The sequence below is a fragment of the Vibrio sp. DW001 genome (assembly GCF_029016285.1).
In the GTDB taxonomy this organism is placed as follows: domain Bacteria; phylum Pseudomonadota; class Gammaproteobacteria; order Enterobacterales; family Vibrionaceae; genus Vibrio.
This window is the reverse complement of record NZ_CP091976.1, coordinates 1168132-1181834: the sequence shown is the minus strand read 5'-3', so window position 1 is coordinate 1181834 and position 13703 is coordinate 1168132. Positions and strand designations below refer to the sequence as shown.

Here is a 13703-nt window from a genome sequence, read left to right as displayed (position 1 = left end):
GTCTACATTTCTAATACATATTACAAAGCGGCTAGATATATTGCAGACACCTCATCAGGACTAGGTAAATGAGGGTTACCCGGTAAGCAAGGGTCCGCCATCGCTTTATCTATCCATCCCCCAATATCCTCTTCTTTGATACCTAATTCAGCGAAGCCGCTTGGAATAGATACTTTCGCAGATAGCGCTTTAATTAAATCAATTGCACGCTGCGCACCCTCTTTTGCATCAACATCTAACTTTGCATCTAGCATCGCTTCTGCCACTGATGCAAATCGTTCAGGCACATATTGAGCATTATACTCACAGACATAAGGCAGAAGGATCGCATTGCAGACACCATGTGGAAGGTTGTGAGTTGCTCCAGGTTGGTGAGCCATAGCGTGGACCAGACCAAGTCCCGCACTATTGAATGCCATTCCAGACAAAAATTGAGCACAAGCAAGTTTGTCACGAGCTTCAATATTTTTTCCATCAGCAACGGCGATAGGCAACCACTTGGTGATCAGTTTGATTGCTTCGAGAGCAGTAGGGTCTGTTAAAGTATGTGCACCTGGTGTCACATATGCTTCTATTGCATGAGTAAGTGCATCCATACCGGTTGCAGCAGTAACACTAGCAGGTAACCCTACCATCAAATTAGCATCATTAACGGTGACATCAGGGATCTGCTTGGCGTCTATGATGACCATTTTGACTTGATTTTCTTCATCAGTAATCACAGAGTTTGATGTCATTTCAGCGGCTGTACCAGCGGTTGTGTTTATGGCGACAAAAAACTGTCCAGGGTGAGTAACGTGACCAACACCATTGAACTCACAGATATCTCTATCTGGATTAGCCGCAATCACGCGAATAGCTTTACAACAATCCATAGGACTGCCGCCACCAACGGCGACAAAACCATCACAAGCATTGTCGAGATACACCTGATAACCTTCACGAACTAGAGTAGCCGTCGGATTCGGTGTGACTTTATCAAACAATACATAGTCGATACCATGCAACTTAAGTTGCTCAAAAACAGTATCCAATATTCCTAACTTTACTAGGTTACCGTCGGTAACAAGCAATATTTTATTTAGCGATTGTTGATTCAGCACTTCGATCGCGTCAGCAACTGCGCCCGCACCAACAAAACTCAGTTTTGGTAAATTTAAAGCAAAAGCCATCGTTCTATTCCTATAAATTAAAGGTTTCTTTTAGTTCCTGCATATCGGCGTCACTTACACCTTCTGGCGTAAAACCACTCGCTAAGCAGCCAAGGAAAAGCTTCGCGCCTTTGTTAGCAACATCGACAAAGTCGAAGGCTTCTAGTGCATCAACCCCTGTCGCGACTGCCCCATGTTTTTCCCAGATAGCGACATCATTTACCATCAGTTTTTCTGTTGTCGTTACCGCCATTTGTTGGCTACCAGGCATACAGTAAGGAACAACGCCAATACCTCTTGGCACAAATGCTCGTACTTCTGGAAGCATTTGCCAGCAAACGGCCGTAAACGCTTCGTCACTGTGTGAATAATCTGGATGGTGGGATAACATGATTAGCTCTAATGGATGCGTATGTACGACGCAACGATCTTTAAAACCGGCTTTTTGCTTAGCCATAATGATTTCAACATGAGAAATAAATTCACTCGTAGGTGAATAGTCATCTTGCCCACGCCCTCCCCATAACAAATGATAACCTTTTGCTTCATCATCAATTCGCAGTATGCAACCTGCATCTTCTGGGCGACTTAACTCTCGAATTCTTTCTCCAGTACCTTTTACAAAAAAGATATGACCCGCACTCTCTTTCGGGAATACAAATTCACCTATACTTTGTAAAAAACAGTGAGGGAATTCGCCTAAGTCCTCATTAAATTCACCAAAAATATCCGTAACGTCAACTGAAATATTGCCACCATTACGTTCAGCCCACTCTCTCTGCCATAAATAAGAACCAACTTCAGAAACTTTCGAAATTTCATTTAGAACCAGTTCATTAACTTTAACTATCTTTCTCATTATTTTTCCCTTATCTGAGGTATTTGATCTTATTGATTTAACGACTGCGAACGACTACTGCATGAAAAATACATCTTTTAACTCTTTTGATATTGGAGAGTTATCTTCGTTGGTTCGCATAATATCTTTCATATAAAACCACCACGTCTTACACACTTCAGTTTCGGCAATTTTATTCCATCTGTCTTGGTCTGTTATTTCTACGTAGGCGAATAGATTACTAGTTTCTTCATCCAAAAAGATCGAATATCGACTTGTGCCATGTTTTTTTAAAACTTCTGTTAACTCTGGCCATATTTCATCATGCCTTCTTTTATATTCATGATGAGACTCAGGACAAATAGACATAACAAATGCCCTTCTAATAATATTAGAATCCATATCTATACCTTATGATATATAGTTATTTTTGAGTTTATTTTTTCTTTATACGTTTAAATATCTTAGGCAGTGCAATTACGCTAATTAACATTAGACCAATAACGATCGACATTACGATGCCAGGTACGTTAATTAAGCCTAAACCAACCGTCACCAATCCCATTAAGAAAATTGAAATAACAACACCCACAATGGTACCCGAACCGCCAAGAATACTTACACCGCCAAGTACGACCATAGTGATAATGCTCAGCTCCCAGCCAAGCGCGATAGTTGGTCTGGTGCTTCCTAAACGAGACGTCAACATAATAGCGGCCACGCCACAAAAGAAGCCAACTAAGGTGAATAATATAAGCTTATGCTTCGCGACATTTACACCAGAATAATAAGCTGCTGTTGGATTGTTGCCAATCGCGTAGGTACGACGCCCAAAATTTGACTTTTGTAATAAAAAATAAAATATTACTGCTAACATTAAGAAAGTAATAAATTCAAAACTTAATACCGAGAATATATAACCTTGACCAAAATACGAAAATGATTCTGGGTAATTCTTTAGTGCTTGGTCGCCAAGAAGAACATAGGTCACCCCCCTAAATAAACTCATCGTGCCTATTGTCACGACAATAGAAGGTATATTTAACTTTGTTACTAACAATCCATTTATAGCACCACATATTGTACCGACTATCATACCTGATAAGCATATTAGCGCTAAACTGTCCGTCACCTCCGCCGTAAAACCCATCGCAGTTGAACTTAGTGCGATAATAGAGGCAACGGAAATATCGATTTCTCTTACTATTATGACCAGTGCTAATGGCAACGCAATTATTGCTTTTTCGGTAAAATTAAATGTGGCATCTGACAATGACCACAGGTCTAAAAAATAAGGTGACGCAAAACTATTGATTATAAAAACACAAACCGCGGTTGCAAACAAAAAGGATTCCCAACCAAACAGCCAACTAGGTAACGAGCTACTTTTAGGCATACTATCTCCTAAAGCACTACTGCTAATTTTTTCCATTTTTCTAGTCCTCGATAATAGTTTAAGACGCATTTTGTACTGCTTTGCGCAAAATGATTCGTCCTAGTCTTCGTTCTGAACGTGAGTTCGCTATAACAGCAAGAATAATCACCGAGCCTGAGATGGCCATTTGCCAGAAAGGCGATACACCAATCACCGGCAACGCGTTATTAATTATGCCCAAGAACAGCGCCCCAAGAAGACAACCTAATACCGTACCTGTACCGCCAGCGATACTGACACCACCAATGACGCACGCAGCAATAACTTGTAATTCAAACCCATTTGCAATATCTACGTAGGCAACGGCATATCGGGAGATCCATAGGTAGCTGGCAATACCTGCACAGAGACCAGAAATAGTGAATGCCAAAAACTGCTTTTTACCAACATCAACACCAATGTAGTAGGCAGCCGTTGGGCTATTACCGGCAGCGTAAATTCTTCTGCCCATCTGACGATGTCGAGTAAAATAATACATGCCCGCTACTGCGACGATCGAACACCACCCCAGAACCGGAAGCCCTAAAATTTCAAAACGCGGAATTTGCAAGAATGTATCGCTCATCTGGTGAGCATTGATCCATGCACCCTTGCTGATTAAGAACACGGCGCCACGATAAATACTCATTGTTCCTAATGTCACTACAATTGCAGGTATATTCATCTTCCATACGAGCCAACCATTAATCATACCCAGTAAAGTGCCTAATGCCGCACCAATTAACATGATGAAAGGAACTGGAATTTCTGGATAAAGATTATTGATTGTTGCAACCACCATCCCAGTGAGAGCAACATTAGCAGCGACAGAAAGGTCTATACATCGAGTAATAATCACCAACATCTGCCCTAACGCTAGGATAATAAGTATAGATGTATCATTATAAACACCGAGAAGATTGGACAATCCTAAAAAGTTTGGCGTGATCATTCCTATAAGTGCAAGTAGCAAAACGATGACCATACCAAGCTGTGCTTCGCGGTTTTTCAACATATTTTTCATAAAGCCCCCCCAGTCGCACCGGTTGCAGCACTGACTAGTTTTTCGGCGGTAAAATCGTCACGAGCGAATTCATTCACCATTAACCCTTCTCGCAGAACAATGATACGGTCAGCCATTCCCATGATTTCCGGTAGTTCAGAAGACACCATAATAACCGCAAGCCCTTGACCAGTAAGCTCAGACATAAATTCATGCACAGCAGCTTTAGACCCGATATCAATGCCTTTGGTTGGCTCATCTAAAATGATAACTTTAGGTTTGGTCGCCAACCATTTTCCAATAACCACTTTTTGTTGATTTCCACCTGAGAGATTTTCTACCTTTTCGTGCCAATTTGGTGCTTTTACTCGCAAACGCTTGGCGTATTCATCAGCTAGCGCATACTCAGCTTCATCGTCTAAAAGGCCACTCGAGTTAATTTTGTCAAGCTGTGGTAAGCCAATATTTTGATATATCGGGAACTCTAGTACCGTTCCCTGACTTTGGCGTTCTTCCGGAACGTAAACAATGCCAGCTTTTATTGCATCGCTTGGGGAATTAATAGAAATGTCTGTTCGATCAATTTGTATTTTACCTGATGCTATGTTTGTCACACCAAATAAAGATTGCATCAATTCAGTACGACCAGCACCAACTAATCCATAAAATCCCAATATTTCACCTTCTCGAAGGTCGAAATTGATATCATCAAACTCTGTTGGGTGACTGAAGTGCTCTACTTTCATTATTTCAGCGCCAAATTCAGCGTCTACTTTTGGATAGGCATTATCAATGGTTCTTCCTACCATCATTGTCACGAGTTCAGCTTCCGCAACTTCAGGGATTTTTCCATCCCCGACATAGCACCCATCTCTAAATACAGTAAATCTGTCAGCAATCGTGTAGATTTCATCAAACTTATGGCTGATGAACATAATGGCACAGCCTTTGGCTTTCAATCGGCGCACAATATTATAAAAGTCTTCGATTTCACGATGAGAAAGTGCCGCTGTTGGTTCATCAAGTATGACTACCTTGGCATCAAACGAGAGTGCTCTGGCTATAGCGACCATATGCCTTTGTCCAATACTTAATTCTTTTAATAGTTTTTTAGGATCAAGTGGAGCTTCAATTTCTTTTAGGATACGAGCGGATTCGCTTTCCATCCCCGGCCAGTTTAAACGACCAGAAGGGTGTTTCATGTAGTGTCCAGCGAATATGTTTTCCGCAACACTGAGCTCATCAAATAATACGGTTTCCTGGTGAATGGCTGTAATACCAAGCAATCGTGCGTCTTCAGGCGTAACTAACTCGACAGGTTGGTCATCTAAAATTAATGTTCCAGAGGTTGGTTGATGAATCCCTGTCATTACTTTTACTAGCGTAGATTTACCTGCACCGTTTTCGCCAACCAAAGCAGTAACTTGTCCAGGATAGAGGTCGAGTTGGACCTTATCCAAAGCCTTTACACCTGGAAAGTGTTTGCTAATGTCCCGCAAAGAGAAAATAGGGTTTACTTCTGACATAGTGATGCCTTATTTCAATGGAAAAGACTAAACTGGTACTGGTTATGAGCTACCAGTTTATGTCCTATTTATTCAAATAGACTGCATTAGAAAATTTTTGCAAATTCTTCTACATTCGTACTGTTATAGATAAACGGTTTGGCCATAGCAGCATTGCCATCTTTATCTAACTTAGCTGTACCCATGCGGCCCATTTCTACTTCAGTGTCTGTCGCATTACCCTTGATTAGATTGTAGGCAATAGTTGTTGCTGCATAACCTAGATCAATCGGGTTCCAAATAGCAAAGCTGTGAACTGCACCAGATTTAACATGGCCAGCCAGTTCAGATGGTAGCCCTAGCCCAGTGACAAAAATCTCACCGGTTTTACCCATATCGGTTACTGCTTGCGCTGCGGCAACAATACCAACTGATGTGGGAGCCACAATAGCCTTTAAGTTAGGGTATGTTTTAATCAGGCCTTGAGTCTCACGATAACTTTTATCAGCCAAGTCATCACCGTACACTGTTGCAACTAGGTTTAGTTCTGGATGTTGTGGCAGAACTTTCTTCATTTCCGCTATCCAAATATTTTGATTTGTTGCCGTTGGCGTTGCACTTAAAATAGCTATATCGCCTTTTTCACTGTTACCCGCTACTAATGCATCTGATGCTAAATCCACATTAATTTGACCAATAAGCTCATTACTAGATGGATTAAGATGAATAGCGCGACCAGGAGCCGCTACACCGGAGTCAAAAGAAACAACTTTGATTCCACGCTTTTGCGCTTTCTTCAAAATTGGCACTAAGGCATCAGTATCATTGGCAGAAATAACAATCGCATCAACTCGTTGAGAGATGAGTGAGTTAACTATTTCGATTTGACCTTCTGCTGTTGGTGTTACCGGGCCTGTATAGATGATTTTAATATCATCTTTAATCTCTCTTGATGCTTCTGTTGCACCAGCATATGCTGCTTCAAAGAAACCGATACCTTGTGCTTTAACGACAAGGCCTATGCGGTATTCGTCAGCTTGAGTAAAAGCAGCTGCAAATAAACTCGTTATAAGTAGGGTAGATTTAAGAATTTTTTCTATTTTCATTTGTTGTAAACTCCATTTAAGAATGATTTGGTTCACTTTTCTAATTAGAACTCTTACCAGTATTAATCCACTTTCGTAAATCATGTAACATAACTATCAATTTAACGTTTTAGTAACACCTCTTTTTCATATTGTTTTACTTGATCTAACCAGCGAGCACCTACAGGAACATCTTGTTTAAAGCAGTAGTAATCCCATACGGCAGACCAAGGCAGAGATTTAGATTCTTCTAATAGAGCTAGCCTACTAGTGTAATCCCCTTCGTTTTCAAAAGTTTTCAACTGTTTTGTTGGTTCTAAAAGTGCGCGCATTAGTGCTTTTTTCATATTACGAGTACCAATAACCCATGCCGCAATGCGGTTAATAGACGCATCAAAGAAATCCAAGCCAATATTGACTCTGTCTAGCAAATCATTGCGAATAATTTCGTTTGCGATAGCTTGTGTTTCATCGTCTAACATCACCACATGATCACTATCCCAACGGATTGGGCGACTCACATGCAACAACATTTCATTAACGTATAAGGACGCAGAGGAAATTTTGTCAGAGATAACTTCAGTTGGATGGAAATGGCCTGAATCAAGACAAAGCATGACATCTCTAGAGGCGGCATAACCTAAATAAAACTCATTTGAACCAGCAGTATAAGCTTCTGTACCTATTCCAAATAACTTAGATTCAACAGCGTCTTTATGATATTTTTTGGAAATAGGCTCAGCAATTATCTTATCCAAAGACTCCATTAAGCGTTTACGCGGTGCTAAACGGTCAGCGGGTACATCTTTGTAACCATCTGGAACCCAAATGTTCATAACTGACGGCGTACCTAACTCTTTACCAAAGTACTCCGAAACCTTTCGGCTAGCGATACAGTGTCTAATCCAGAATTCCCTAATTTCTTCTTTAGGATGACTGAGTGTCATATTGTCTGCGCTCATTTCATGAGAGAAACAAGATGGATTGAAATCTAATCCAACTTTTTGTTTTTTTGCCCACTGAACCCAATTTTCAAAATGCTCTGGCTTAATTTGGTCACGTTCAACATATTCTTCACTTTCTAAATAGATAGCGTGAAGATTCAAACGCAATGAGCCAGGAATCATGCTCATTGCAACATCAATATCCGCTCTTAATTGCTCTGGTGTTGTTGCTTTACCTGGGTGATTGCCCGTCGCTTGAATACCGCCGGTTAATTCACCTCCTGGGTTTTCAAATCCTGATACATCATCTCCTTGCCAGCAGTGCATAGAAACCGATATCTCATTTAGTTGCTGCATCACATTTTCTGTATCTATACCCATCTCTGAAAATACGGATTTAGCATTGTCATAGCTTGACTCTATTTGGTCTGCATTACTCATTATTCTTCCTTATAAATTAATTTTACTTACTCGTTCAAACTCAGCCCAATACTGTAAAAACGCGGCGGTTTGCTTTGGTTGGTATACTTCTATAGGGAATGAGCGAAAAACGGCGTCACGTGCATGCTGCACACCGTCAAGCTCATTCAATGCGATTAATTGTCCACAGATATTTCCAATTGCGGAGGCCTCTATAGGACCAGTTTTGACCTCTACACCACATGCATCGGCACAAAGTTGGTTTAGGAATTTATTTTGAATACCACCACCAATAATATGGATTTTATTGGCTGGTATTTCTTTAAGTTGGTTTAGCTCCAACCATACTTTTCGGTATTGAAAAGCCAAGCTTTCGAAAACGCAGCGAGCAAATTCTCCCGCTGTCTTTGGCACAGGTTGATTGGTTTGGCTACAAAAGGTGCAAATAGCATCCGTCATTGATGCTGGATTTAAAAAGCTTGGGTGGTCTGGGTCAATTAAACATTTGAATGGTTGCGCTTTTTTTGCCAATGAAACTAATTCTGCAAAACTATGCTTAGCCAGTTCTTTTTGCACGTTTTGAATCAACCATAAACCCATAATGTTTTTCAATACTCTGAACTTAGACTCAGCACCACCTTCATTAGTGAAATTCATTGACTGAGCCAAGGGTGTATTTAGGGGGGTTAAACTTTCTATTCCCATTAAAGACCATGTGCCTGAGCTGATATACACAACATCATCTTCAGACACTGGTAAGGCTAATATGGCAGATGCAGTATCATGACTAGCGATAGAAGCAACAGGTATGGTTTGTAGATTCGACACATATTGGCCAATCAATCGGTTTGGCATACTAGGGAGTAAACACCAAGACTCAGGAACCCCTATCGCATCAAATAATTGTTTGTCCCAATTGCCTGTATTGCAATTTACAAGTTGTGATGTTGTTGCATTAGTGTATTCACAGTTTTGCACGCCCGTTAATTCATAATTCAGATAATCAGGGATAAAAAGCAGGCGTTCTACACGGTTAAGCCACTCTGGTTCACTGTCTTTTAAGGCAGCAAGTTGGTATAGAGTATTAAAACTCAAAAATTGAATGCCTGTTTGGCTATAAATGAAATCTTTTGAAAGTTGTTCAATAAATTTATCTAAATAACCTTCCGTTCGTGTGTCACGATAAGAGACTCCTTCACCAAGACGAAAACCATCTTTATCTAGAAGTACATAATCGACTCCCCAGGTATCAATTCCAATACAATCAATAATATGACCAGACTGCAGAGTGAGGTCGATACCGTGCTTGATCTCCATAAGAAGATAGTCCAGATTCCAGCATGCTTGACCTTCACGCAGGACCGGACCATTATCAAATCGATGAAATTCCTCTAATTTTATTTTCTGGTTTTTAAATGTCCCCAGAATTACTCGACCGCTCGATGCTCCGATATCCACTGCGATTATTTTTTTCATTTTAAGGAAACCTCTTTATCTGATGTTTTCAATCATAGAGGTTGTTAAATTGTTACACCTTTGAGAAATAACATTCACATTAAGAATCCAAGGTGTTTTTTCAAAGTCGATAGTTATCTATTTCACGTTTTTACAATATAGCCAATTTAATCGCAGTCACTATTGCTAAACTAACTCTATCGATAAAAAGTTATTTAGTAATGGTAATTTCAAAAAGAGTGAAGAGCAGAATGATATATCTCAAGTCCAATGAGTTTTTTCTAAATTCGTCTAGCGCTATCACTACAGAACTAAGGGAGCCTCAAGACCTTTTTCCCGAACACTGTCACTCCTTTGAGGAAATAGTGATCGTAGCAAAGGGGAATGGAATTCATGTTATCAACGATATTCCAATGTGCTTAAGTAAAAACTATGTCTGTTTTGTTGGACGTCAGGACCGACATCTATTTGAACATGTCGACAACCTTTATCTTAGCAATGTCCTTTTTCGTCGAGATAGGTTCAGCTCTACAAATCAATTGCAAAATTACTTGCCAGACCCAGCCAATGGCCAAGTTGATTGGTTCATCGAAGACGACACTGCATTGAGAGTTAACTACATTATAGAGAGGCTAAATTACGAGTCCCACGCTAATAATTTAGCATCAGAAGCTATGTCTGAGCTGCTTTTTCAACAACTTGTAGTGGAATTATGGCGCGGTAAGATCAGCGATATGAGTACTCTATCTAAAGACGACAAGATTATCTCTACCATAATTTATATTAATAAACACTACGAAAAACCACTGAATATTGAGGTTCTCGCAGACTACGCTTGTATTTCAGCTCGGTTACTTTCTAAGGAAATCAAAAGAGTCACGGGTATGAATTTTAATCAATACTTACACTTTATCCGGGCAAAAAGTGCCATGTCTTTGCTGATAAACACCGACAGAAGCATTACCGATATCGCGTTCGATGTTGGATATTGTGATAGCAACTACTTCTCAACAAAGTTCAAACAAGTACTCAATAAAAAACCTAGCGATATAAGAGAGGGATACAACAAATGAATCATGTAAAGTTACCGAACATTTTTTAAAAAAATTACTATTTAGGCGACTATTCAACAATACAGTTAATATTAAATTTTAAAAAACCCGATCATTAATAATATAAATATCAGTATAATTTACCTATAAACCATTCCCTACTTGGTTAGATTGTTGTTAATTTAACGATACTGTAGCAAGTAAAATTAAATAACAGAGCACTTCCGTCACTTGTTGTACCGCACCTAGTACATCTCCGGTGTAACCACCAATCTGCTTCATCATCCAACGACTAAAAAATAACCGCACAATAAATAACATTGTGATCATCAGTACGGCTGTACGAACGTCTTGAATTAACAAGCAGGTGCTCACTCCAATAGCCATCATTGTAATAAAGTCACCTCGACTATTTCTGCTTTTCGCTACTTTTAACTTTGATTGATCAGCCTGCCGCACGTAACCGTGCGTATAGATAAAACTCACCGCCATAGAACGACTTAGAATATGTGCTAGAACGAGAGCTACAGGCACGTTGTGTAATGAGAGTAGAGTGCTATATTTAAGCAATATTATCAGCACCGTCGCCAATAATGCATAAGCGCCGATCCTAGAGTCTTTCATTATCTCAAGTTTGCGCTCTGCTGTGATACCACCACCAAAACCGTCACAAGTATCAGCAAAACCATCTTCGTGAAAGGCGCCTGTGATAAAGACGCTAAAGACCATTGAGATCACCACTGATACTTCTGTAGACCAAAGCAGAAGCCCAGCGCTATACACCAATGCTGTCAGCCCACCAATAATTAACCCAACCAATCCACAATACTTATAAGACTCATTTTTTCGTGTTTCACTGTATGGTATGGAAACGGGAATCGGAAGTCGTGTAAAAATTGAGATGCCAAGCAAAAGCACCTGCCATTCTCTTTTTAACATACTTTTTCGTTCCCCTGCGCAATTGTAGAAGAGGACCAATTGATGATGGTCATGCCTGCATTGGTGTTTATTCCCTGCCCACAATGCCAAGATGGAACGCCTTTTATCACATTTAAAAAAGCTCTTAACCACTCTCCATGGCTGACGATTACCATGTCAACATCACTATTAATGTTCACTCTGTCTGATAAAAAATCGAAAATCCGGTCTTCAAATAACGTCTCAGATTCAACACCAAAAATCGTTGTGATTTTCCTAACATATCGTTGATGATAAGCATTCCAATGCGTTCGAAGACAAAGATCTTGGTCAATCACTTTGCCTTCCAGTTGACCAAATCTTCTTTCACGTAAACGGTCATCTGTCACTACATACGTGCTCAAACGTTTCGCTATTATCGTGGCGCTTTTATACGCTCTCCCCAAGTCACTACTAAACACCTGTGGATTATTTAGAACAGGAATAGGAATACAGTTAAGTTGCTCGACACCGCTACTCGTTAATGCACTGTCTTGCCAGCCTTGAATTCTTTTTTGTAAATTCCATTCGGTTTGACCGTGGCGAATCAGCAGCAGTTTCACAGTTCACCTCGAAAAATCTTCGCTATAAGTTGCGGGTTAGAAGGAAAATACCAATGAATATAGGAAGCTACTACCCGACCTTTTTGCCAAACGGGGTCTAACAAGCGTCCACGCTGGGAAACAGGGTAACAAAGTATTTTTTCGTGGGAGTCTGTTTTTGAATAGTGAAAAGTATGACCGCGTAAAATTTCATTGGGCGTCAATTCTCCCTCCACCATACCTAATGCCGTTAATTTTGATTGCATGTGAGAATTCGCATTCAATACCCCAGCTAATGACACTTTTTGATTGTTTAGTCCGGCTAGGCTGTTGTTTAAATATAACATCCCACCGCATTCTGCAAGGATTGGTTTGCCGTCACTAACATGCTTAACAACTTGTTCTTTTAACCTATTATGGTCAGTCAACACATCCAAATATAATTCAGGATAGCCACCTGGGAAATAAATCGCGTCACATGGCGGTAACGGTTGTTTTTCTATTGGTGAGAAATACTCAATGTGCGCGCCCATCTCGACCAATAAGTCCATATTAGCTTGATATATAAAACTAAACGCTTTATCCATAGCAACGGCAATCACTCTCCCATCTAGTGCGCTTGGCTGTGGCTTTGCTTTGTTAAGAGTAAAATCCACCCTGGGAGGAAGCGTCAATCGACTATGCTGAGCAACTAATGAGGCCGCTAAATTCAATTTAGCATTTAGGTCATCCAACTCCTGAGCTTGAACTAAACCTAAATGGCGCTCAGGTATTGTAAGACCACTATCTTTAGGGAAGTAACCAAAAAACGTCAGGTTGTCAGGCAGTGCTTCACTTAGCATTTCAGCATGCATTGCTGAGCCTACTCGATTAGCAAAAACACCGTACATCTCTATTTCTTGCCTAAAGTTCGCTAGTCCATAGGCAATAGCCCCAAAAGTCTGTGCCATTGAACCAGCATCAATTACTGCAAGTATCGGGATACCCAATGTTTCGGCGATATTCGCGCTGGAGCAGACCCCATCAAACATTCCCATGACGCCTTCAATCAGTATAAGGTCCGCTTCTTGTGCTGCCTCTGCGACCATTTGCTTACAATGTGCTTCACCACACATCCAAAAATCCAACTGATAGACAGGATGACCAGAAGCAAAAGAAAGAAAGTGAGAGTCAATAAAGTCTGGTCCCGTTTTAAACACACGGACTTTCAAACCTTGATTAGAAAAATGTCTTGCTATCGCAGCCACAACCGTGGTTTTTCCACTGCCTGAGCTCGGCGCCGCAACGACCAGAGCAGGACAACTGACTGTCGTGGAGTGTAGTTTATCGTTCATAGA

13 protein-coding genes are annotated in these 13703 nt (G+C 40.5%); 1 reads left to right on the top strand and 12 read right to left on the bottom strand.

Features of this window, described 5'->3' with window-relative positions; genetic code table 11:
- Positions 1–20 precede the first annotated feature (20 nt).
- The 9 genes from fucO to rhaB all read right to left on the bottom strand — a co-directional run bounded on the left by fucO (position 21) and on the right by rhaB (position 9836).
- Positions 21–1172 (bottom strand): lactaldehyde reductase, encoded by a 1152-nt coding sequence (fucO, locus tag L3V77_RS22660; RefSeq protein ID WP_275137082.1) that lies wholly within the window; start codon positions 1170–1172, stop codon positions 21–23.
- Between the two features lie 10 nt (positions 1173–1182).
- A complete protein-coding gene (gene rhaD / locus L3V77_RS22655; RefSeq protein WP_275137081.1) occupies positions 1183–2010 on the bottom strand; it encodes a rhamnulose-1-phosphate aldolase in 828 nt (275 codons plus the stop codon).
- A gap of 54 nt (positions 2011–2064) precedes the next feature.
- Positions 2065–2391 (bottom strand): L-rhamnose mutarotase, encoded by a 327-nt coding sequence (gene rhaM, locus L3V77_RS22650; protein ID WP_275137080.1) that lies wholly within the window; start codon positions 2389–2391, stop codon positions 2065–2067.
- A gap of 34 nt (positions 2392–2425) precedes the next feature.
- Positions 2426–3421, bottom strand: coding sequence for an ABC transporter permease (locus tag L3V77_RS22645; protein ID WP_275137079.1), 996 nt, complete (start codon positions 3419–3421; stop codon positions 2426–2428).
- 22 nt (positions 3422–3443) lie between these two features.
- Positions 3444–4427: an ABC transporter permease gene (locus tag L3V77_RS22640; protein ID WP_275137078.1), complete on the bottom strand. Its 984-nt coding sequence runs from the start codon at positions 4425–4427 to the stop codon at positions 3444–3446.
- On the bottom strand, positions 4424–5932 hold the full coding sequence (locus tag L3V77_RS22635) for a sugar ABC transporter ATP-binding protein (protein WP_275137077.1): 1509 nt from the start codon (positions 5930–5932) through the stop codon (positions 4424–4426). Before L3V77_RS22635 ends, L3V77_RS22640 begins: the two co-directional genes overlap by 4 nt.
- An 86-nt stretch (positions 5933–6018) precedes the next feature.
- On the bottom strand, positions 6019–7017 hold the full coding sequence (rhaS, locus tag L3V77_RS22630; protein ID WP_275137076.1) for a rhamnose ABC transporter substrate-binding protein: 999 nt from the start codon (positions 7015–7017) through the stop codon (positions 6019–6021).
- Between the two features lie 101 nt (positions 7018–7118).
- The gene (gene rhaA, locus L3V77_RS22625; protein WP_275137075.1) at positions 7119–8381 is read right to left on the bottom strand and encodes an L-rhamnose isomerase; all 1263 of its coding nucleotides are present in this window, start codon (positions 8379–8381) and stop codon (positions 7119–7121) included.
- A gap of 9 nt (positions 8382–8390) precedes the next feature.
- A complete protein-coding gene (gene rhaB, locus L3V77_RS22620; protein ID WP_275137074.1) occupies positions 8391–9836 on the bottom strand; it encodes a rhamnulokinase in 1446 nt (481 codons plus the stop codon).
- Between the two features lie 230 nt (positions 9837–10066).
- On the opposite strand from rhaB, the gene L3V77_RS22615 reads away from it, so the two are divergent.
- Positions 10067–10888, top strand: coding sequence for a helix-turn-helix domain-containing protein (locus tag L3V77_RS22615; RefSeq protein ID WP_275137073.1), 822 nt, complete (start codon positions 10067–10069; stop codon positions 10886–10888).
- Between the two features lie 156 nt (positions 10889–11044).
- On the opposite strand, the gene L3V77_RS22610 is transcribed toward L3V77_RS22615, so the two are convergent.
- From L3V77_RS22610 to L3V77_RS22600, 3 genes are read right to left on the bottom strand one after another with little or no spacing between them, the layout of a single operon-like run.
- The gene (locus tag L3V77_RS22610; RefSeq protein ID WP_275137072.1) at positions 11045–11806 is read right to left on the bottom strand and encodes an adenosylcobinamide-GDP ribazoletransferase; all 762 of its coding nucleotides are present in this window, start codon (positions 11804–11806) and stop codon (positions 11045–11047) included.
- The gene (locus tag L3V77_RS22605) at positions 11800–12387 is read right to left on the bottom strand and encodes a histidine phosphatase family protein (protein ID WP_275137071.1); all 588 of its coding nucleotides are present in this window, start codon (positions 12385–12387) and stop codon (positions 11800–11802) included. The genes L3V77_RS22610 and L3V77_RS22605 overlap by 7 nt, the downstream gene beginning before the upstream one ends.
- Entirely contained in the window at positions 12384–13700 is a 1317-nt protein-coding gene (locus L3V77_RS22600; protein ID WP_275137070.1) for a cobyrinate a,c-diamide synthase, read from the bottom strand. The genes L3V77_RS22605 and L3V77_RS22600 overlap by 4 nt, the downstream gene beginning before the upstream one ends.
- Positions 13701–13703: the final 3 nt, after the last annotated feature.

Excerpts from the sequence above, each read along its gene's own strand:
- rhaM (WP_275137080.1), bottom strand. The coding sequence starts at position 2,391 with ATGGATTCTAATATTATTAGAAGGGCATTTGTTATGTCTATTTGTCCT.
- L3V77_RS22645 (WP_275137079.1), bottom strand. The coding sequence starts at position 3,421 with ATGGAAAAAATTAGCAGTAGTGCTTTAGGAGATAGTATGCCTAAAAGT.
- L3V77_RS22600 (WP_275137070.1), bottom strand. The coding sequence starts at position 13,700 with ATGAACGATAAACTACACTCCACGACAGTCAGTTGTCCTGCTCTGGTC.
- L3V77_RS22615 (WP_275137073.1), top strand. The coding sequence starts at position 10,067 with ATGATATATCTCAAGTCCAATGAGTTTTTTCTAAATTCGTCTAGCGCT.
- L3V77_RS22610 (WP_275137072.1), bottom strand. The coding sequence starts at position 11,806 with ATGTTAAAAAGAGAATGGCAGGTGCTTTTGCTTGGCATCTCAATTTTT.
- rhaB (WP_275137074.1), bottom strand. The coding sequence starts at position 9,836 with ATGAAAAAAATAATCGCAGTGGATATCGGAGCATCGAGCGGTCGAGTA.
- L3V77_RS22635 (WP_275137077.1), bottom strand. The coding sequence starts at position 5,932 with ATGTCAGAAGTAAACCCTATTTTCTCTTTGCGGGACATTAGCAAACAC.
- rhaS (WP_275137076.1), bottom strand. The coding sequence starts at position 7,017 with ATGAAAATAGAAAAAATTCTTAAATCTACCCTACTTATAACGAGTTTA.
- fucO (WP_275137082.1), bottom strand. The coding sequence starts at position 1,172 with ATGGCTTTTGCTTTAAATTTACCAAAACTGAGTTTTGTTGGTGCGGGC.
- rhaD (WP_275137081.1), bottom strand. The coding sequence starts at position 2,010 with ATGAGAAAGATAGTTAAAGTTAATGAACTGGTTCTAAATGAAATTTCG.
- L3V77_RS22640 (WP_275137078.1), bottom strand. The coding sequence starts at position 4,427 with ATGAAAAATATGTTGAAAAACCGCGAAGCACAGCTTGGTATGGTCATC.
- rhaA (WP_275137075.1), bottom strand. The coding sequence starts at position 8,381 with ATGAGTAATGCAGACCAAATAGAGTCAAGCTATGACAATGCTAAATCC.